This is a genomic window from Limnospira platensis NIES-39 (genome assembly GCF_026000695.1).
Taxonomy (GTDB): Bacteria; Cyanobacteriota; Cyanobacteriia; order Cyanobacteriales; family Microcoleaceae; genus Limnospira; species Limnospira platensis.
In genome coordinates this window covers 974,090-993,453 of the sequence record NZ_AP026945.1, presented here as the reverse complement: position 1 = coordinate 993,453, position 19,364 = coordinate 974,090, and the positions used below count along the sequence as shown (strand labels likewise).

The 19,364-nt window shown below is 43.0% G+C and carries 16 protein-coding genes; 6 read left to right on the top strand and 10 right to left on the bottom strand.

All coding sequences use genetic code 11. The annotated features are described in order from the left end of the window. Positions 1 to 129 precede the first annotated feature (129 nt). Positions 130 to 1,491 (top strand): helix-turn-helix domain-containing protein, encoded by a 1,362-nt coding sequence (locus N39L_RS05130; RefSeq protein ID WP_006617671.1) that lies wholly within the window; start codon positions 130 to 132, stop codon positions 1,489 to 1,491. 195 nt (positions 1,492 to 1,686) lie between these two features. Here N39L_RS05130 and N39L_RS05125 read toward each other — a convergent pair whose 3' ends face one another. The 4 genes from N39L_RS05125 to N39L_RS05110 form a co-directional block, all read right to left on the bottom strand. After that, positions 1,687 to 2,121 (bottom strand): ferredoxin, encoded by a 435-nt coding sequence (locus N39L_RS05125; RefSeq protein ID WP_006617670.1) that lies wholly within the window; start codon positions 2,119 to 2,121, stop codon positions 1,687 to 1,689. Further along, positions 2,121 to 2,507 (bottom strand): DUF1257 domain-containing protein, encoded by a 387-nt coding sequence (locus N39L_RS05120; protein WP_006617669.1) that lies wholly within the window; start codon positions 2,505 to 2,507, stop codon positions 2,121 to 2,123. Before N39L_RS05120 ends, N39L_RS05125 begins: the two co-directional genes overlap by 1 nt. 130 nt (positions 2,508 to 2,637) lie before the next feature. Then, positions 2,638 to 4,404 (bottom strand): group II intron reverse transcriptase/maturase, encoded by a 1,767-nt coding sequence (gene ltrA, locus N39L_RS05115; RefSeq protein ID WP_014274168.1) that lies wholly within the window; start codon positions 4,402 to 4,404, stop codon positions 2,638 to 2,640. A gap of 731 nt (positions 4,405 to 5,135) precedes the next feature. After that, positions 5,136 to 5,345 (bottom strand): DUF2997 domain-containing protein, encoded by a 210-nt coding sequence (locus tag N39L_RS05110; protein WP_006617668.1) that lies wholly within the window; start codon positions 5,343 to 5,345, stop codon positions 5,136 to 5,138. Between the two features lie 373 nt (positions 5,346 to 5,718). Between N39L_RS05110 and N39L_RS05105 the strand changes: the two genes are divergently transcribed. Beyond that, a complete protein-coding gene (locus N39L_RS05105; protein WP_035736316.1) occupies positions 5,719 to 6,390 on the top strand; it encodes a glycoside hydrolase family 108 protein in 672 nt (223 codons plus the stop codon). Positions 6,391 to 6,538: 148 nt separating this feature from the next. Continuing rightward, complete coding sequence (locus tag N39L_RS05100) at positions 6,539 to 7,150, top strand: class I SAM-dependent methyltransferase (RefSeq protein ID WP_006617666.1); 612 nt, start codon at positions 6,539 to 6,541, stop codon at positions 7,148 to 7,150. Between the two features lie 814 nt (positions 7,151 to 7,964). Here the strand turns inward: N39L_RS05100 and N39L_RS05095 are convergent. After that, positions 7,965 to 8,663, bottom strand: coding sequence for an HAD-IA family hydrolase (locus N39L_RS05095; RefSeq protein ID WP_035736314.1), 699 nt, complete (start codon positions 8,661 to 8,663; stop codon positions 7,965 to 7,967). Between the two features lie 89 nt (positions 8,664 to 8,752). Then, a complete protein-coding gene (gene acsF, locus N39L_RS05090) occupies positions 8,753 to 9,829 on the bottom strand; it encodes a magnesium-protoporphyrin IX monomethyl ester (oxidative) cyclase (RefSeq protein WP_014274498.1) in 1,077 nt (358 codons plus the stop codon). Between the two features lie 270 nt (positions 9,830 to 10,099). Here acsF and N39L_RS05085 point away from each other — a divergent pair, with 270 nt between their 5' ends. Genes N39L_RS05085 through N39L_RS05075 form a run of 3 tightly spaced genes read left to right on the top strand, consistent with a single transcriptional unit; the run spans position 10,100 to position 12,522 of the window. After that, complete coding sequence (locus N39L_RS05085; protein ID WP_006617351.1) at positions 10,100 to 10,576, top strand: NINE protein; 477 nt, start codon at positions 10,100 to 10,102, stop codon at positions 10,574 to 10,576. 2 nt (positions 10,577 to 10,578) lie between these two features. Next, positions 10,579 to 11,907, top strand: a complete 1,329-nt coding sequence (gene guaD / locus N39L_RS05080) for a guanine deaminase (RefSeq protein ID WP_014274497.1) — start codon at positions 10,579 to 10,581, stop codon at positions 11,905 to 11,907. 12 nt (positions 11,908 to 11,919) lie between these two features. After that, a complete protein-coding gene (locus N39L_RS05075; RefSeq protein WP_014274496.1) occupies positions 11,920 to 12,522 on the top strand; it encodes a TIGR04282 family arsenosugar biosynthesis glycosyltransferase in 603 nt (200 codons plus the stop codon). Between the two features lie 72 nt (positions 12,523 to 12,594). On the opposite strand, the gene N39L_RS05070 is transcribed toward N39L_RS05075, so the two are convergent. The 4 genes from N39L_RS05070 to bicA (N39L_RS05055) all read right to left on the bottom strand — a co-directional run bounded on the left by N39L_RS05070 (position 12,595) and on the right by bicA (N39L_RS05055) (position 19,312). Continuing rightward, a complete protein-coding gene (locus N39L_RS05070; protein ID WP_014274495.1) occupies positions 12,595 to 14,220 on the bottom strand; it encodes an S-layer homology domain-containing protein in 1,626 nt (541 codons plus the stop codon). Positions 14,221 to 14,632: 412 nt separating this feature from the next. Next, positions 14,633 to 15,535 carry a carbohydrate ABC transporter permease gene (locus N39L_RS05065; protein ID WP_006617347.1) on the bottom strand — a complete coding sequence of 301 codons (903 nt, stop codon included), beginning with the start codon at positions 15,533 to 15,535 and terminating at the stop codon, positions 14,633 to 14,635. 59 nt (positions 15,536 to 15,594) lie between these two features. Beyond that, positions 15,595 to 17,325, bottom strand: coding sequence for a bicarbonate transporter BicA (gene bicA / locus N39L_RS05060; protein ID WP_014274493.1), 1,731 nt, complete (start codon positions 17,323 to 17,325; stop codon positions 15,595 to 15,597). Between the two features lie 313 nt (positions 17,326 to 17,638). Beyond that, positions 17,639 to 19,312: a bicarbonate transporter BicA gene (gene bicA / locus N39L_RS05055; protein ID WP_014274492.1), complete on the bottom strand. Its 1,674-nt coding sequence runs from the start codon at positions 19,310 to 19,312 to the stop codon at positions 17,639 to 17,641. Between the last annotated feature and the right edge of the window lie 52 nt (positions 19,313 to 19,364).

The window sequence follows — 19,364 nt, the reverse complement described above, 5'->3', positions numbered from 1 at the left end:
GCTATACTTAAAAATCAGATTATGACGGAAGTTTTGTGAATAAATATTAACTCAATGACGCAAAATGACGCAAAATGACGAGCATCAACTAAGGTATAATGATTAAATCGATTAGCCTGTTTAAGTTAAATGGATGTAACAAAAGTTTTACAATTGGCAGATCATCTAGTGTTTCAGCAAACAGAAAAGCACTTAGACGACTCTCAGCAAACTGTGATTAAGGGAGTATGGGAAGGTAAAACCTATGATAAAATCGCTGATTCATGTCACTTGAGTGAGCGTCATGTTAGAGATATTGGTTATAAATTATGGCAAATATTATCTGAAGCATTAGGTGAGGATATAAAAAAAAATAACTTTCGCTCAACCTTTGAACGGTTAGAATTTAACTCATCACAATTCATTAATATTAATAGCATAGAAAGTAGTCATAATTTACAATTTTATTCATATCCTGGTCAGCCCTCAAATAGGGAGCAAATACATGATGATATATTCCAGAAAATCGATTTAAGTTTAGCGCCTAAAATTATTTGTTTTTCTAACCGAGAAACGGAATTAAAGAGGCTGGAAGAGTGGTTATTGAATAAGGGAAAGAGTCGTTTGATTGCGGTGTTAGGAGTATCTGGGATTGGAAAAACGACTCTAGTTAAAAGATTTGTAGATAAGCACTTAGATAGATTTGAAGTAATAATTTGGAGGGACTTAAAATTTCCCGAATCGTTGACATCGCTAGTTAATGATTTATTGAAAGTTAGCGAAGAAGAACCAAAAGTAACTGTGAGCGATCGCCTTAAACAACTATTAGGTTTCTTGACGGAAAAGCACTGTTTAATCATCCTGGACGATGTACAAAATCTGTTTACGAGAGGCGCATTAGTCGGACAATACGAAAGAGACTATCAAGATTATCAAAACTTTTTCCGGGCGATCGCCGACTTAGAACATCAGAGTAATGTTATATTAATCAGTCGAGAGAAATGTCGAGAGATGGAGTGTTTAGATGAGCAATTATATCCGATAAAATCTTTAGAGTTATCCGGTTTAGAGGATGTAGAAATCCTGAGAAATATGGGAGGAGGACTGCTGAAGGATGAGGATAATTGGTTAAAGTTAATCCAATTATATCAGGGAAATCCTGGTTATTTGAAACAGATTGCTTTTATCATCCACAACATTTTTGATGGTCATGTCGCTGATTTTTTGGCCGAGAATAGCTTGATAATCACCCCAGAAATGCAGTTTGGTTTTCAGCAGCTATTTGAGCGACTCTCACCCATAGAACAGCAACTTATCTTAGAGTTGAGCCAGTTAGATAAACCTTTAACTAGAGAAGATTTAACGGAGAGTTTACAGTTATCATCAATGGACTTAATTAACGGGTTACAGTCCTTACAGCAGCGATATATAGTTACGAAAATTCGAGAAAATCGGCTGTTGTTTAAGGTGTGTCCGGTATTGAGGGAGTATCTGCTCTGTTGTCAACAGTGATAGGAATTGGTAGAATGGATTGGTATAGTGATGTGGCTAAAGAGAGAGCGAAGAGAGCGATCGCACCTATTTGGGATGTTTTAGGTATATGCAGCCGACAAAAAAGCAAAAGCAAGATATTCTCACTTTTGCTTAACTTGTAATAATCTAGGGATGAGGGGATAATATAGGAATTACCCCTAGTTTGATTGTAGTTTACCTTCGGGACTGTTTACGTTTCCGGGGGGCGATCGCCGCCTCAGCCGGAAAACCAACCCTAGCGATCACCTGATTTTGACGTTCTTGTTCAAGGACTTTGAGTTCGGTATAGTCAACCCAGTGAATGCAATCAACCGGACAAGTATCGATCGCCTCTTGAATGACATCTTCGGAATCTCCATCCTGGCGAAACACTCGCGATCGGCCATGGTCTGGCTCAATATAGAATGTGTTTCTAGCCACATGAGCGCAATGCTTACAGCCAATACAAGTAGGTTCATCAACATAAACCCCTTTTTGGCGGAGTGTACCCCCCAACTCTGGCTCAAAACCAGAACGCTCAGGTGCATCCCGCAAAAACCCACCCAATTCCGGTTCTAACCCCGAACGTTCTGAGTGAGACTGTTGTGATGATGCAGACAATTGAGACATTAAGCACTCCAGCGTTGAACAACTAAGCGGATCGAGCCATCTTGATTATTGTGCTGTTCGGAAACTTGGAAACCTTGGGCGCTACTCGCGCTAACCACAGTGTGGAAAGCATAACGTTGAGTAACTTTTCTCAGGAAATGATCAACCGGGGTAGCTTGTTGCCAAAATTGCAAATCTGCCACCAGTTCATATTCCTGACCATTCCAAGCGAAGCCGATATCATAACCATTCTCTTGTTTGATAACCACTTCCGCCGCCATAGTTTGACCACGATAACCTCGAACCTCACGGGGTCCTGGCTTCCAGTCAATACCTAAATCAGTCAAAGCAGCTTTTAAAGAGGTGAGATTCCGAATTTGGGTTTTGATTTGGCTAAAGTGTGACATAGTTGGTAAATTGTGAATGAATTGCTTGAACGGAGTAGGGGTCGAGAGAGATGTCGCCATCTCCCCCTCCCATACAAAACCGTACATGAGACTTTCACCTCATACGGCTCCTAGTTTGACCGTCTCCTTGTTAAGAGTACAGCATCATCTCTTCATCAAGAGCTGTTTTATCGTCGTGACAATGGCGGTGTAATAATTGAAGATTCTTGTAGTCATCCTTTCCGCCTTGGCTTCTAGGTACAATGTGGTCTATTTCAATTAAGTCTGATGGGGTAAAGAATTGCCCACACCAGGTACATCTACCTTTTTGTTTTTTGAGTAGTTTTGCTACCCTAATTGGCGTGTCGATTGCTTGTCCTTTCCTGGTTGCCCAGTAAGTCCAATTTCCGTCGTATGGTGTTGCGTCGGGGCGTATTAGGGTATGTCTGACAATTGGAGTCCAGTTATGTTTGAATAGATGTAACCCATCTTTGGTTTGGAATAGCCAATTTTCGTGTCTTTCTTTCCCATTGCTAAGTTTAATTGTTCCATGTCTGAAATAATTACTTAGCTTTTCGTGATTTGCCTTTCCGCATCTTGATACTGTCCATGCCTTTAACATTTGCCAGATTGTTTTGTCTAGCTTATTGAAGGTCTCTGTTGAGACTACCGCTGAGTAATAATTTGACCATCCCCGAATAATTGGATTTAGTCTACTAATCAAGGCTGATTGAGGTGCTGTTCTATGTTGTTTAATCACACCTTTAATCACTTCTGTGTGGGCTTTAACTGCTTTGTTGCTGGGTTTTATGTGGGTTTTATGTCCGATTAATCGACTCTTAGGCCCCCCTGTTTTCCCAGATTTATACTTTCCTACGGGATATTGCCTGATATTGAATCCTAGAAAATCAAACCCAGGTTCCTCAATCTTGCCATTATACTCAATAGGATTGAGTGTGTGACATATTCGGGTTTTTTCAGGTCTAATCTCTAGTCCTACAGGTTTTAGCCATATAGAAATAGCAGTCATGCACTGTTCAATGATTCCTAGGTCTTTGGAGATGACCACAAAATCATCGGCATATCTTATAAGGTTTACCTGATTGGTGCTGCCTTTATTTGGATACATTTCTTTGACTAACCTTTCTATTCCATCCAGTGCGATGTTGGCTAGTAGTGGACTTATTACTCCTCCTTGGGGTGTCCCTGCTTCTGTATCCTCAAATACACCGTTATCTAGCACGCCAGCTTTGAGCCATTGTTTCAGGTCTCTCTTCAAGCTGCTTGGACAATGAATTTTGGACAATAGGTAATCATGGTTTATTCGGTCAAAGCATTTTGCTATATCAGCATCAAGAACATAGTATTGTCCTTGATTTATGGCAGTATATATTCTACTTATTGCATCTTGTGCTGACCGTCCGGGTCGGAACCCATAGCTTGTGCCTTCAAACCTCGATTCCCATTCAGGTTCGAGGGCCGACTTAACCAAAGCTTGCCTTGCTCTATCTTGGATTGTGGGTATGCCTAGTGGGCGTTTTTCATCCCTACCAGGTTTTGGAATCCACACCCTTCGCAGTGGTTTTGCTTTGAGGTTTCCCTTAATGTTTTTGACAATTTCTAACCTTTGTCTTGGAGAGATTGCTCTTACTCCATCAACCCCGGCTGTTTTCTTGCCTTGATTATCTTGGGTCACTCGCCGCACTGCTAAGAGCCGGGCATAATACGATTTCACCAATAGACGTTGCAACCTTCGTGCCTTTGCGTCTTGTCCCGATTTAGCTGCTTGAAATATACTCTTTTGGAGCTTGAAAACTTTCCGTTGAACCTTAGTCCATGGGATTGCCTTCCATGCGTTGTTCGTAGTCTTGATTGGTTTGGGTTTACCAAATCCTTTCTTTAAACTCGCTATCGCCATTTTGACTCTTATTAGACTCTATTCTTACAATCAAACCGTGACCTGTTAGCATATCCCTACCATTACAGCAGGGCGTTGGCTTCTGGTCACATCTCACATCCTCTAGGACTTGCGGTTACACTTATCCCTACTGATATCTCGACCAGATAATCAGAGTCCAGGAGGACTTAAAACGTTCCGTTTATATGGGCATTCCATCTTTAGATTTGTCCTCTCCACCGGGGTACTTTTAAAGGTCTGTGTAGGTAGTAAAAAAAAACCCCTACTTTTCCCCTTACTCTTTTGAGCGCAGCGTATCAACCTATTTCGCTACTTACTCTTTACGATGGTTCAAGCCAGACATTCGGTTTCCCTAATCATGGATGGTTGGCAGTGGTCTCGTTTCTGGTGTTAGGTTGCACCTCGGAGCCTTCCGTTCCCCGCTTCAATCCTGGGGTTGTGATTCCCAAAACTGGGGGTGGCTATCGCCGTTACCCTAATTTCCTAACTTTTACTTATCCATTTTTGGACATCCTATAAGGAATTTGTATGAGTTAGTTTGTTTTGACCTTGGGTTCCCTGCCTTGATTTGTATCGTAGGATACTAATCGTTGGGACATATAAACAGTTATGAGGATGGTCAGGAGTGCGCTCCTTATATTCAACCAAGGGGTTGAAGTCCCCACCAGGCGGTTATTTCGGGTATTGCAACCCTATTTCATGCCTGAACGTCTCGCACTTATAGATAGAATTTACCAGTTACTCAAACCCACTTGAGCAGTGGCATTCTGAGACTGGTGATTCCCTTGGGCGAAATATTCAGAAGTTGTCTCCTGATTTAATACCACCCCTAACTCAGCTTCGATCGCCGCCGTAACCTCAGCACAGGAAGCACCAACAATTCCGGTGACTCGTTCCTGAACTCGGCCGTCGGGATGGATGATAAACTCTAGGGTTTCCATAGCTTAAATCGACTGCACAAAGTGGTCTAATACAATACCGACACCAGAGAAGATCTCTGATATAGGCAGGCTGTCAGCTAAATCAGATGGTTCTGACTGCACTGTTCAGACATCAGGGGTAATCAGTTGAACAAAAACCCCTGAGAACTTGACAAAAGTTATCAATGCCTGAAGCAGTAGGTTCATTATATGTTAAGTTTCGCGTAGATGCTCGGAACCGTCAAGGCATGGTACTATTGACCCGATAACATCTACTTCCGGCTCTCTGTATTTCCCCTCTGAGCCTGGGTAGGAGACGGCTGGCAGGGATTGGTCAGCTTTGCTACTATCCTTAGTTGAGTGAACTCACCAGACCAAAGGACTCGTTAGAGCTATGAATGTACAACAAGCAACTGGTAAGCTGAAGCATATGAATCTCAAGTCTCGCCTGATTGCTGGCGGTTTGGGGTTATTGGTGGCTATTTCTATTCCGCTGATTGGTCACGAAACCTTGGCTCGTACCCGCAGTAAAAGCGATTACGAACAGCGACTTTTTGATGCCGCTTTGGGATTTACTCTCTATTTTGAGGGTGGCTTTAGTGACCATCCAGCAGATATTGGCGGCCGCACCTATAGGGGTATTCTCCAAACTGAATATAATGCCTATCGTGCCAGCAGGGGTTTACCTCCCTTGGATGTGCTACAAATGTCTGATGCGGAAATGCTGGAAATTTATGATGGCTATTGGAGAGGTAGCGGCGCTCCCGCAATGCACCCGGCTTTAGCGATCGTCATGTTTGACACCGCCGTTAATTTTGGCATTCATAATTCCATTACTTTTTTACAACAAGCCTTGGGGTTGCCACAAACGGGGGTATTTGATGCTGAAACTCGCGCGGCTATGGAACAGGGTAACAATAAGTTTACCGCTCTCCAAATTGTGAATGAGCGCATCCTTTATCGTTATAAGCGAGTTCAGGAAAAGCCTAGTCAAATGGCTTTCTTTCATGGTTGGCTCAGTCGTGATTATAGTCTCTGGGGATATGTTAACCAGATTCAAAATTAATTGATATTCTGGGATTTATAGCCCTGCGATAACATGGGTTAGAGAGATATATTCCGGTGCGTCAGAGTTGCCAGTATTTCTTGTGACCAAAAAGCTGCTGGGTCTGACGCTACGGTACTATTTTGTATGTGGGGGATATCTTTAATCTATGACTGACAGCTTTTTTCAGAATAAACAATGGTTTTTTGACCGCTGGGCTCCTTTTTATGATTTCCTGCTAACAACGGTTTTCTATCAGGCTGTACATAAGCGTTTATTGGAGTTTGCGGAGTTTCCTAATTCGGCTAATATTCTTGATATTGGCTGTGGTACAGGACGACTGCTACAGCGTTTGGCTAAACAGTTTCCTGACCTTGAGGGGACGGGGTTTGACTTATCTCCTCAAATGATTAAAGAGGCTAAAAATAAAAATATCTATGGCGATCGCCTACAATTTCTACAGGGGAATGTTGAGGCTTTACCTTTTCCTGAGTCGAGTTTTGATGCCGTTTTTTGTACTATCAGTTTTCTCCATTATCCTCACCCTGAATTGGTGTTAGCAGAAATTAAACGGGTTTTGCGACCAGGGGGAGTTTTTTATCTGGCTGATTATACGGTTAATGATTGGACTGAATATCGAGAGGTTGCTGTCTCTCCTGGTAAGTTGCGGTGGTACAGCCGCAAAAAAAGGGAACAGTTGGCTAATACTGCGGGTTTGTCTTGTTTGAGTCATCACTACCTAATCGGTCCGGTTCTCCTCACTAAGTTTGTTAATTATTAACCAATGAACTCCCTCTTATTTTGACTTCCTCTCCGTCCGGGAGAGGCTGGGGAAAGCGGCTATGCACATAATCGCGTTTTTGTCAATAGGTGTAAAATCGGCTGTCCCATTTTCCTAAAAAACTCGTGCATCGCCAGCTTAATTTTTTCCTCAGAGAATAACTTTAAGCGCCATAGAATCAGGGTTGTAGCCTGTATTTTTGCATATAGACACAGTAACCCCTTGGGTGCGATTTATTTGAGTGTATCACAACCCCTATAATCTCGTCAACTATTTGCGAGCCATTAGCAATAAAATTGTAACAAATCTTAACAATCTTTGTAATATCAAATTCATCTGGCGGTATGAATTAGTTAAATTTATGTTTTTGGGGGTGAGCATGGCTGTTGGGGGTTGAACACCAAAACTAGGATCGAAGAGCGATCGCCTCCCAACGACAAAATTAATCAACTCCCCCTCTCTCTGTGAAGGTGCTATGCACATAATCGCGTTTTTGTCAATAGGTGTAAAATCGGCCGTCCCATCTTCCTAAAAAACTCGTGCATCGCCAGCTTAATTTTTTCCTCAGAGAATAACTTTAAGCGCCATAGAATCAGGGTTGTAGCCTGTATTTTTGCATATAGACACAGTAACCCCTTGGGTGCGATTTATTTGAGTGTATCACAACCCCTATAATCTCGTCAACTATTTGCGAGCTATTAGCAATAAAATTGTAACAAATCTTAATAATCTTTGTAATATCAAATTCATCTGGCGGTATGAATTAGTTAAACTTATGTTATGGGGGTGATCACGGCTGTTGGGAGTTGATGACCTAAACTTTCGCGGGGGAAACCGGATGATTATGGGGTTTAAAAGCTGGAAGATGCCAATATTCTGGGTTAAAATCTTCTAGGGAAGTCAGGACTTGATTAGCTTGTTGATAGGCGCTGTAGTCCATTTCTGGCGGTGGAATAGCCACAACACACATTCCCGCTTGTCGCGCCGCCATTACGCCAGCGAGGGAGTCTTCAAAAACTAGGCAATTTTCAGGTTTAGCGCCTAGTCGTTTAGCAGTAATTAAAAATATATCTGGTGCGGGTTTTCCTCTGGTTAATTCCGGGTCATCTCCTCTGACAATACAGCGGAATAGGGAAAACCAGGCTTGATGGGGTTGGGTTTTGGCGGTAAAGGGTCTGGTAGCAGAACTGGTGGCGACGGCTTGGGGGATATTGTGGTTGGCGAGGTGATGGGTAAGCCGAACTATTCCGGGTAAGGGGGGAACTTGGGGATAGTATTGATAGATAATTGCGTCTTTTTCCTGCAAAAATGCTTCGGCGGTTAGGGGTAATTGCAGGGTTTCTACAATTAAGGCGGCGGAGTCTTTAGACTTACGACCACAAAGTTGATATTGTAGGGTTCTATCAATGGTTTTACCATAACGGTTAGCGATCGCCTGATTGACTTTGGCATGGAGAGGTTCAGTATCTAATAGTATACCGTCAAGATCATAAATAACGTGGGTGATCGCCATAACCGATAGGGTGGTAATTGCTTTTAAGTGTTTGATATTCAGTCGAGAGACCCCCACCTCAGAAATAATTGAGGGGGGGTCAGTGACAATTAGCGAGCTACACCATGAGTGGGTTCTACATTAATGGGTTTGAGCAGATACAGGTTTAAGAACTGCCAACCATTAGAGATGTAGTGGGGTAGTTTTTGGAAGAACTTGACAAAACCAGGTGCGTTAGAATTAGCGATCGCACTTAGTTTCTCATTAGTCTTCACACAATGATCAAGACGTTGGTAGAAACTGGGGTGATTGACATTAAGGACAATGGGGAACACCCGACCAGCAGTTTCGTTAGTTTTTTCGATTACTTCGATGTCATAATCGCGAGCATTCAAGCCAATAGCTGCATAGAAGTCCGCACGCTGTAGGTCGTTTAGATACATAGTCGCGAATACAGACAGCAGGAAGAAGCGACACCATAGGCGAGCTTTCCAGTCGTTCAACAGACTAGGTTGAGACTTGAGCATGGCATCAAAGAAATCACCGTGGCGGTTTTCATCCTGACACCAGTTTTCAAAGAAACGGAAAATCGGGTAAATCCGGTCTTCTGGATGAGCTTCTAAATGGCGATAGATTTTGATGTAACGCCAGTAACCAATCTTCTCAGAAAGATAGGTAGCGTAGAAGATAAACTTGGGTTTAAAGAAGGTGTACTTACGGCTTTTAGTCAGAAAACCCAGATCCAGAGATAAGTTAAAATCGGATAGAGCTTTGTTAAGGAAACCGGCATGGCGTGCTTCATCTCGTGACATGAGCAAGAAGCACTCAGCCAATACAGGGCTTTTTTCTTTAAGGCGACGGCTGAGTTCTTTATAAAGCAGGAAGCCAGAAAATTCGGCGGTGCAGGAACGCTCTAAAAATTCTACAAAAACTTTCCGAGTTTCACCATCAATGTGGTCCCAGGACTGCTCAAATTCTTCGTCACGGACAAAGTGATGGCGATTGTAGTCAATGCGGAACTCTTCCAAGATCGCCCTGATTTCCTCTTCATTAGCAGAGATGTCCATTTTTTCCATCTCTTCAAAATCTGTGGTGTAGAAACGAGGTGTCAGGATGGTTTCCTTAGCTGGAACCTTAACTCCAGGACGTATCTCCTCAAATGTGGGTTTTTTCAGGGAATCTACCATAATGCTCGTGTTTTATTAATTATTGCCAGGGACTTGGTGTGGGCGATGGGCTACTATGGGCTGTACATCGCCCTTTAGTTAAAATGACCAACCCGTTGAGGGCTGCAATCAAAAGCGTTTAATATGCAACGTATTCCAGTCTAGCAAGTAATGGTGTCGCCTGCACAATCAATTCCGTTAAGAATTGCTACACCCACTGATCTGCACCAAAGATATTTCAGATGTGCGATCATGGTTATAGTCCCTTGATGTCAGGACTTGGAGGTTATCGTGAAAAAAATTACCACGAGTTATATATTATGGGCGATCGGCTTGATTACTCCCATCAGTGGTTTACATCGCCTGTACAATGGCCAAATTGTCACGGGTGTAATTTGGATGTGTACTTTGGGACTGTTCCGAGTTGGCCAGTTGGTGGATGTATTTTTGATTCCGAGTATGGTGGAGGAATGTAATGCTAAAGCACAGGCGAAGCTGGGAGTTGCGCCGGACGGTTCCCCACTTCCCCACAGTAACCCGGTGACGTTAAATGTGACTGGGGACTTGCAGGAACGTCTGCGAATGAGATTACTACAGGCAGCGGCGGCGCGGGGTGGTAAACTGTCAGTTACTCAGGGAGTAATGGCAACTGGGGCGGACTTTGAACGGGTGGAAAATGTTTTAAATGATATGTTCAAAAGGGGTTATGTTACTATTACCAATGACCCGGAGTCTGGTATTGTGATTTATGATTTCCACGAGTTGTAAATATGTACGGAGTTCGCGGCGCTTTTCTGGATTTTGTTGATGAGGCGTTTGTGGTGTCTCCCACGGATAGCTATCGCTATATTCAGGATGGTTTATTAATTGTTGATGATGGCAAAATTCAGGCTTTCGGTTCCTATGACAATATCCGAACCGATTATCCAGAAGTGGAGATTATCCACTATAGCCAGAGATTGATTATACCTGGATTTGTTGATACTCATGTTCACTATCCACAAACGGAGATTATTGCTTCCTATGGGGAACAGCTTTTGCAGTGGTTAGAAAAATATGCTTTCCCGGGTGAACAAAGGTTTAAAGACCCATTACACGCCCGCGAGGTGGCTGGGTTCTTTTTTGATGAATTGGCGCGGAATGGCACGACTACAGCGGTGGTAATGACAACGGTTTTCCCAGAGTCAACTCGGGTATTTTTTGAGGAGGCACAAAGTCGTAATATTCGGGCGATCGCTGGTCAGGTGATGATGGATAGGAATGCGCCTAACTCCCTGCTGGATAACCCGGAAACTGCCTATGACAATAATAAAGATTTGATTAAAGAATGGCATAATCGCGGTCGGTTGTGCTATACAATTACTCCAAGGTTTGCGATAACTTCGACCCCAGAACAGTTGGAAGTAGCCGGACAACTAAAACGAGAATTTCCTGATGTGTATGTTCATACTCATTTATCAGAAAATCCAGAAGAATTAGTGACGGTTTCCCAATTGTTTCCTAATTGTCAAGATTATTTGGAGGTATACGAAAAGGCGGGTTTAGTAGGCGATCGCTCAATTTTTGCCCATGGCATTTATCTAAGCAATTCCGAGTTTAAACGTCTGTCCGAAGCTGGTTCAGCCATAGCCTTCTGTCCAACTTCCAATATGTTCATTGGTAGTGGATTATTTAATCTGAAAGAGGCGAAATCACCGGCGCACCCAATAGCGGTAGGTTTAGGGAGTGATGTGGGTGCGGGAACCAGTTTTTCCATGCTAAAAACGATGTCAGCCGCCTATAAAGTCACCCAACTACAAAAGCAAACTCTGTCGCCATTGCAAGCCTTTTATTTAGCCACGCTAGGTGGTGCGAAAGCCATTCATTTAGACTCATATATCGGCAACTTTAAGGTAGGTAAAGAATCCGATTTTATTGTATTAAATTGGCAAGCCACACCATTAATGGCATTCCGCCACCCTCAGCATAGCATAGAATCAGTGGAAAAACTCAACGAAATCCTATTTTCTCTGATGATTTTAGGGGACGATCGCAGCATTGATGCTACCTATATTGGGGGAAACCTAGCCTATTGTAACCGTGATTATATGACCTGGTAGAATTGTCAAATTATGGAACATTTAATTGTTTTCACCCGTTACCCAGAACCCGCTCAAACCAAAACGCGACTAATTCCGGCGCTGGGTATTGAAGGCGCTGCGAAACTACATCGCCAAATGACCGAAAAGGCGATCGCCACAGTGGAAAAACTCCAGGAATTGCGTCCAATTTCCACAGAAATTAAATTCACAGGAACTACCCTAGTTAAAATGCAAGATTGGCTAGGGCATGATCTGTGTTATAATCCTCAAGTAGGAGGAGATTTAGGCGAGAGAATGTCGGAAGCATTCCAGTCAGCATTTAACCGTAAATATACCCCGGTAGTGATGATCGGAACCGACTGTCCAGCCATAACTTCCCATATACTTAGTCAAGCCTTCCAGCTACTCCAGCAGTTTGATATAGTCCTAGGACCCGCGACGGACGGCGGATATTATTTAATCGGACTATCAAGGTTTATCCCCGAAATATTTGAGGGAGTGAATTGGGGAACCGAATTAGTCTGGAAACAAACTATTTCTATCTGTCATCATCTTAACATAGCGGTTGCTAATTTAACGGTTTTGACTGATATTGACAGACCGGAAGACTTAGAAAAACTCAGCAACTGTTAATCCGGTTATAGGGGTTGTAGCCTAGGCTAATATAGTTGAGATTAACCTAAGCTAGGAAATAGGCGAAATTTGCTAGGATTGAATATAGCCGGTATCTTGCAAAAACTGTGTTAAATCTGCTAACAAATCGGATATATTTCTGTCCTCAAAAAGCGATCGCACTTTCCGCCATCCCAACTCTCCCTGACCGAGGGAATATTGATTAGCCATATAAGCCGCCAGAAGCCCGCGAATCTCCTGATTTTGGCGGTATCGCTGTTCAATATCTCGCCAAACGCGAGCGAGGCGACGGGTGACAAATTCCGGATAATTAGCAGTAACATTGTGCAATTGTCCGCCGCGATATTCCCAAACTTGTATCGGAACCTGTGATTGAGATTGTAGATTAAATTCCCGCGCAAATCGGTAATCATACCCCACAAATCTTGGTAAGCCATCATCAGTTATTTCGGTTAAATCATAGCGCCAAATACCCCAACTTTTAGGAATAATACCATATTGCCTTGCTAAGGGTCTATAATGATAAATAAGGGAGTAATAACCGCGACTTTGGAGGTCTACAATTAACTCAGGTTCCCGATCTCCATCTAAATCGATGGTGCGGATATCTAAAACTCTAATTGTATCCAAGTTACTAGATGTTAAATTTTTGAGGATATCTTCTGGGATTTTATCATCTAAAACAACCTCTCCGCGCCGGGTCATTTTCAAGCTAAATTTAGGAGTAGGACGAGGGTTAAAAGCAAATTCTGCCAGTAAATTATCAAATTCAATGTTTTTTTCAATAGGTTCTTGTGGGGGTAAGGCTTCAGCCTGTGGTTGAAATAATTGGTTTTCAGGAGGTGGAGAATCGGGTATTTGTTGAGGTTCTGGTGATGAGGTTTCGGGGGGTTTATTTAGGGTAATATCAGGGGTAATTGATGGGGTTTCGGGGGGGTCGGACTCGGTAACTGCTTCGGTTTCTGGGGTGGTCAGTGGCATTTGTGCCAAGGGTTGATCATCTACGGAAATGCGGGCAATATACTGAGAGGGGACTAAGGCATTTTCACCAAAGTTAGTGATAGTTTGACAGATGAATGTAGCGACATCAGCCCTAGTCGCCGGACGGTTAGGCTGCAATTGTCTAACATTAGGATAGTTAACGACTAACCAATTTTCGGTGGCGGCGGCGATCGCCTCTTTAGCATAATCAGGAATGGTGGCGCTATCGAGAAAAACATCTCCCAATTGTTCAGGAGATAACTGCTGGGGCTTAAATCCTAAACCATTACTAATGGCTACTAAGGCTTGCACCCTAGGAATATTAACCAGAGGATTAAAAACGCTGCCGATATATCCTGATAAAAACCCTTTTTGACTCGCCCTATTAATGGCATCATAAGCCCAAAAATCTGTGGGTATATCGACAAAATTCTGGCGGCGGCGGGTGGGTTGTACTGCCGGAAATGCTTGATTAACCAGGGCGGCGAATTCAGCGCGGGTAATGGGGTTATTAGGGCGGAAGGTATTGTCACTGTAGCCGGTGATAATTTGGCGATCGGCTAATTCCTTAATACAAGGCTGCGCCCAATGGTTTTGGACATCTGTAAAACCAGCCTCCCCGACAGGGAAAGCTGGGCTAGTTTGGGATGGGTGGGTTATCAAAACTGCGATCGCTGCGACTAAGGTAAGTATGATATGCCATCGATTGGTTTTCATAATTCGTTATTTGTTGCGTCTCTCACACCATTTACTTACCCTATTTTGTCTAACAATTGGCTGTTTGTGTGAAAAATTTTAACTTTCCGTGTTTTCGGGTATCCAACCTAGCAGTAAGTAGATGCAGCCTAAATAAAACACCGCTGGGATTAACATTCTCAGCCAGTCGAGATCAGCCATGATGATATTTCTCCTTATTGACCCTAAGTTACGTTGTTGGTACTACGGTTGAAGAATCCCCCTTTCAGTGTGGTTAAGATATTATTTATCCTGGGTCTGCTGACCCTAACCCTATATATTGACGGGCAATTCCACCTACTTCTATTATGGCTTAGTTTCAGGAATTTAGCAAAAAATTAGGGTGAAGTATGAATTATGGCGGGGGGTCGGTCCCTACTGCTGGGGGATGATTTCACCAAGTGGCCTGGTTTTTACCACCTGTTAAACGGTCAATAATTAACCGTAGTAAGGATAAACTAAAAACTATCCCAAATAGCACTAATCCAATGGTGCAGGCATAACCAATATCTAAGTTTTGAAAGGCTCTTTCATAGAGATAATAAACAATGGTTTTAGAGCTGTTTAAAGGGCCGCCCTGAGTCATGATATAAACTTCTTCAAAGACTTTGGTAGCAGAAATGGCAGAAATTATCGAGACTAAAACTATATAGGGTGTCATTAAAGGTAAGGTTATATCCCAATGACTTTGCCACCCGTCGGAACCGTCTAAACTCGCGGCTTCGTAAAGTTCGGCGGGGATAGATTGTAAGCCAGCGAGATAAATTACCATATAATAACCTAACCCTTTCCAAATGGTAACTGCCATAACTGAAAATAAGGCTAAATTAGGATCGGTTAGCCAGGGAATACGGAATTGAGTAGATGAGGGGAGCAAAAATGAGGTAAAATATTGGAGAAGTTGATTAAGTAATCCATTTTCTGCATATAACCATTTCCAAGCTAGTCCGGCTACGACCATGGAAATGATAACTGGCACATAATAGGCAGTTCTAAACCAGTGAATACCACGGAGTTTTTGATTGACTAAAATGGCTAACCCCAAGGGTGCGATCGCTAAAATAGGAACGACTACGATTATATAAAGTCCGGTGTTTTTTAGGGTTTGCCAAAATACTTGATCTTGCCAAAGTCTGTGAAAATTACCCCAGCCTACCCACCGAGGTTCTCGAATTAAGTCATAATCAAAAAAGCTGAGATAAAAGGCCTGTAAGGACGGCCAAAATACGGTAAGGCTTAAAATTAGTAATGCGGGTAATAAAAATAAATAGGGTGTGATATTAAGTCGCGATCGCATGATAATAGGTAATAGGTAAAACCGAGTTCCTGGAGAGAAACCCGGTTTGGGGGTAGGGTTCAATTATTGATGGTCAAATCATCGGGAATAATGGAAGAACCATGAGGATAATTAACTTCGGCAACCTCTGGAATATTACCAGTAGAGGAACGAACCATAGCCACTGCAGTCTGTAGAGCTTGCATTCTATCCATGACCAAATGATCGGGAGTGATAATTTCAAAAACTCCCAACTTCTGTAAGCGCTGTTTACACTGTCCAGAAGCGCCGACAATGAAAACATGACGACCGAGATCAATAGCTTCTTTAATAGCATTTTCCAAGGCGAGAGAAGAAGTTACGCCCAACAGAGGCACATCACTCAAATCTAAAATGAGAACATCATAAGCACCAATAACGGCGTGTTCACGGGCGATCGCTTTGGATACACCAAAAATCATCGGACCGCTAAGGTGGAAAAGTAGAATGCGACCATTAGCCTGCTTGAGCAATGCTTTTTCATCAGCACTCAGAACAATGTTATCATCAGCATCAGTAATAGCTTTAACATCCTTAGAACGTAAATCTGTGAGGCGCTGAATAGTGAGGATATTAGCCACAAACAGCCCCAAACCAACAGCCATAATCAAGTCAACAAAAACAGTTAAACCAATCACCCCATACATAATCAAGGCAGCTTTCACAGATACCTTGTGGGCACGTTTCAAGAAGCCCCAATCGATGATATCAACACCAACTTTTAAGGCAATACCAGCCAAAACCGCCATAGGGATACTTTGAGTTAAAGGAGCCGCCCACAGCACCACAACTAACAGAATAATTGAACGGGTGAGACCGGATAAAGCCGTGCGACCGCCAGCTTGAATATTAACGACTGTTCCCATAGTAGCTCCCGCCCCAGGAATACCGCCAAACAAGCCAGAAGCGAGGTTTCCTAATCCTTGACCAATCAATTCTTTATCAGAGTCGTGTTGATAGCGGGTGAGACTGTCAGAAATCACAGAGGTGAGGAGAGCATCAATACAGCCCAACATCCCCAATACCAAGGAATCAATGAACATGGTCTGAATTTGCCCTGCACTAAATGTAGGAACTTGCAGAGAGGGAAGACCGGTAGGAATTTCACCAATTCGACGAATATCAATATCAGGAAAAGCAATTAAGGAAAATATTGTAACCGCAACCAAGGCTAATAACTGAGGAGGAACTAAGCGTTTTAGCTTACTGGGCATAAACACCAGAATGGCTATGGTGATGAAACCCAAGATAGTTTCAGAGGGGCTAATATTAGTCAGCAGTGATGGGATATTTTGAATAGTACCAATGACACCGCCTCTGGGGGGAGCCTGCCCCAAAAAAGGCCCAATTTGCAGAACTACGAGAATTATACCAATCCCGGACATAAAGCCAGAGATAACTGTATAGGGCATGAGGGTGACATATTTACCCAGACGCAGAAAACCAAATACAATTTGGACAATTCCTGCCATCATCACCACGGTAAAAGCCATGGCCATGCCGTTGTCAGGATTAGCAGCGGTGAGGCTAGCAATAACAGCAGTCATAACCACGGTCATGGGACCGGTAGGCTCAGAAATGAGGGTTGGGGTTCCCCCAAACAGAGCGGCAAAAAAACCAACTAGGACGGCTCCATATAAGCCAGCAGCAGGACCAGCACCGGAAGCCACACCAAAGGCTAGGGCCATCGGCAGGGCGATGATGGCGGCAGTCATGCCACCAAATATATCGCCCCGAACGTTTCTAAAGTGAATATGATTCAGGAGTTGCATAATCAGGGAAAACAGTTAACAACCAGGTATTTATCGCTATTCATCTATAAACAGGCTATTATTCATAGATTGTGATGAATCATATAGCTAAAATAAATATTTGTCTACATATTTTCTTAATTTTTTCTGATACAGCTACCCCTGACTAGCTTATAGGGTGTTTCAGTGCTTTAGGCTCGGTACGGGGGGCCGGGTGTGTTGGCTTGTAGGGTGCGTCAGATACAGAAAATTGGAATTAATACCCAATAATTGATTACTGACGCACCAGAAAATTGGGTCTGACTGGCACTACAGCACCCTAGGAGTGATCGGGTTATGTGATGCTGGGCTGTTTTTGCTTAACGATCGCTAAACCTTCTTTAAGTGCTGTTAGGCGATCGCCCATCCAATAATTACCAGGAATTAACCCAGCAATTCCCAATTTTTCTAACCTGGATTTCACCTTACCAGTCGCACCAACTACAATCACATCACGACCGGCATCAATTGCCTCTTTAATGGAACTTTCAATAGCCAAAGAAGAAGTCACCCCCAAAATTGGCACTTCACTTAAATCAACAATCAACACATCATAATTATTAATAGCCTGATGTTCTCGGGAAATAGCTTTCGCCACCCCAAAAATCATCGGCCCACTCAAATGGAACAGCAAAACCCGGCCATTGGCAAAGTCTAAAATTTCCTTTTCTTGAGGAGTTAAAACAATTTGGTCATCGGCATCAGTAATGGCTTTAACAGACTGAGACTGAAACTCATTCAGGCGTTCAATAGTCAAGATATTGGCAATAAAGACACCGACAGCGACAGCTACCATTAAATCAACAAATACGGTGAGGAGAACTACACCATAAACAATGCCGGCTGCTTTCCAAGAAATTTGGTGAACCCGTTTTAAAAATCCCCAATCAATGATATTAATACCGACTTTGAGGACAATGGCTGCCAAAACTGATAAAGGAATACCAGAGGTTAAAGGTGCTGCCCATAAGACGACAATTAACAATACCACAGCGCGAGTAATGCCAGCTAAGGCGGTGCGTCCTCCGGCGTAAATACTGACGACTGTGGCTGTGGTGGCTCCTGAACCAGGAATACCACCGCACAAACCAGTAATTAAATTGGCTGTACCCTGACCGATTAATTCTTTATTGGAGTTATGTTCGGTGCGGGTGAGACTATCTGATACTAAACAAGTTAACAGACAATCAATAGAACCGACCATTCCTAAGATCATACCATTGACAAACATTAACCGCAAATCTTGTTGGGTAAATGTGGGCATTTGCGGTTGAGGGAAACCGGGGGTAATTTCACCAATGGTGGAAATTGTCCGAATTTCTACGCCACTAAATACGACCAAGGAAATGATTGTGCCAATGACTAAAGCGACGAGTTGAGGAGGTACAACTTTTTTGAGATTGGCTGGGTAAAACAACAGAATAGCTAAAGTAATTAACCCTAAAAAAGTTTCCCAAGGATTAATATTAGAAATAATCTCAGGAAAATTTCTGATGACACCAATTACGCCACCAGAAGGGGTGGCTTGACCCAGGAAGGGGGCTATTTGTAGAAAAATCAGAATCACGCCAATTCCGGTCATAAACCCGGAAATCACGTTATAGGGCAGCATGGTAATATACTTACCTAATTTTAAGACCCCAAAGATAATTTGAAAGATACCCGCGAGCATCACGACGGTAAAAGCCATAGCTAAACCGTTTTCGGGGTTCTTAGCCATTAATTCGGCTATTACTGCTGTGATAATAACGGTCATGGGGCCTGTGGGTTCAGAAATTAGGCTAGGAGTTCCGCCAAATAAGGAAGCAAAAAATCCGATTAATATTGCGCCCCATAAACCAGCGGAAGCCCCGGCACCAGAGGCGATTCCGAAGGCTAGGGCCATAGGCAAGGCGACGACGGCGGCGGTTAAACCACCAAAAAGGTCGCCTTTGAGATTACGAAAATGTATGGTATTAATAATCTGCATAAACCAAATATCCTTGTTTTTATGATGATGCTAAACCGTGAAAATTCAGCTA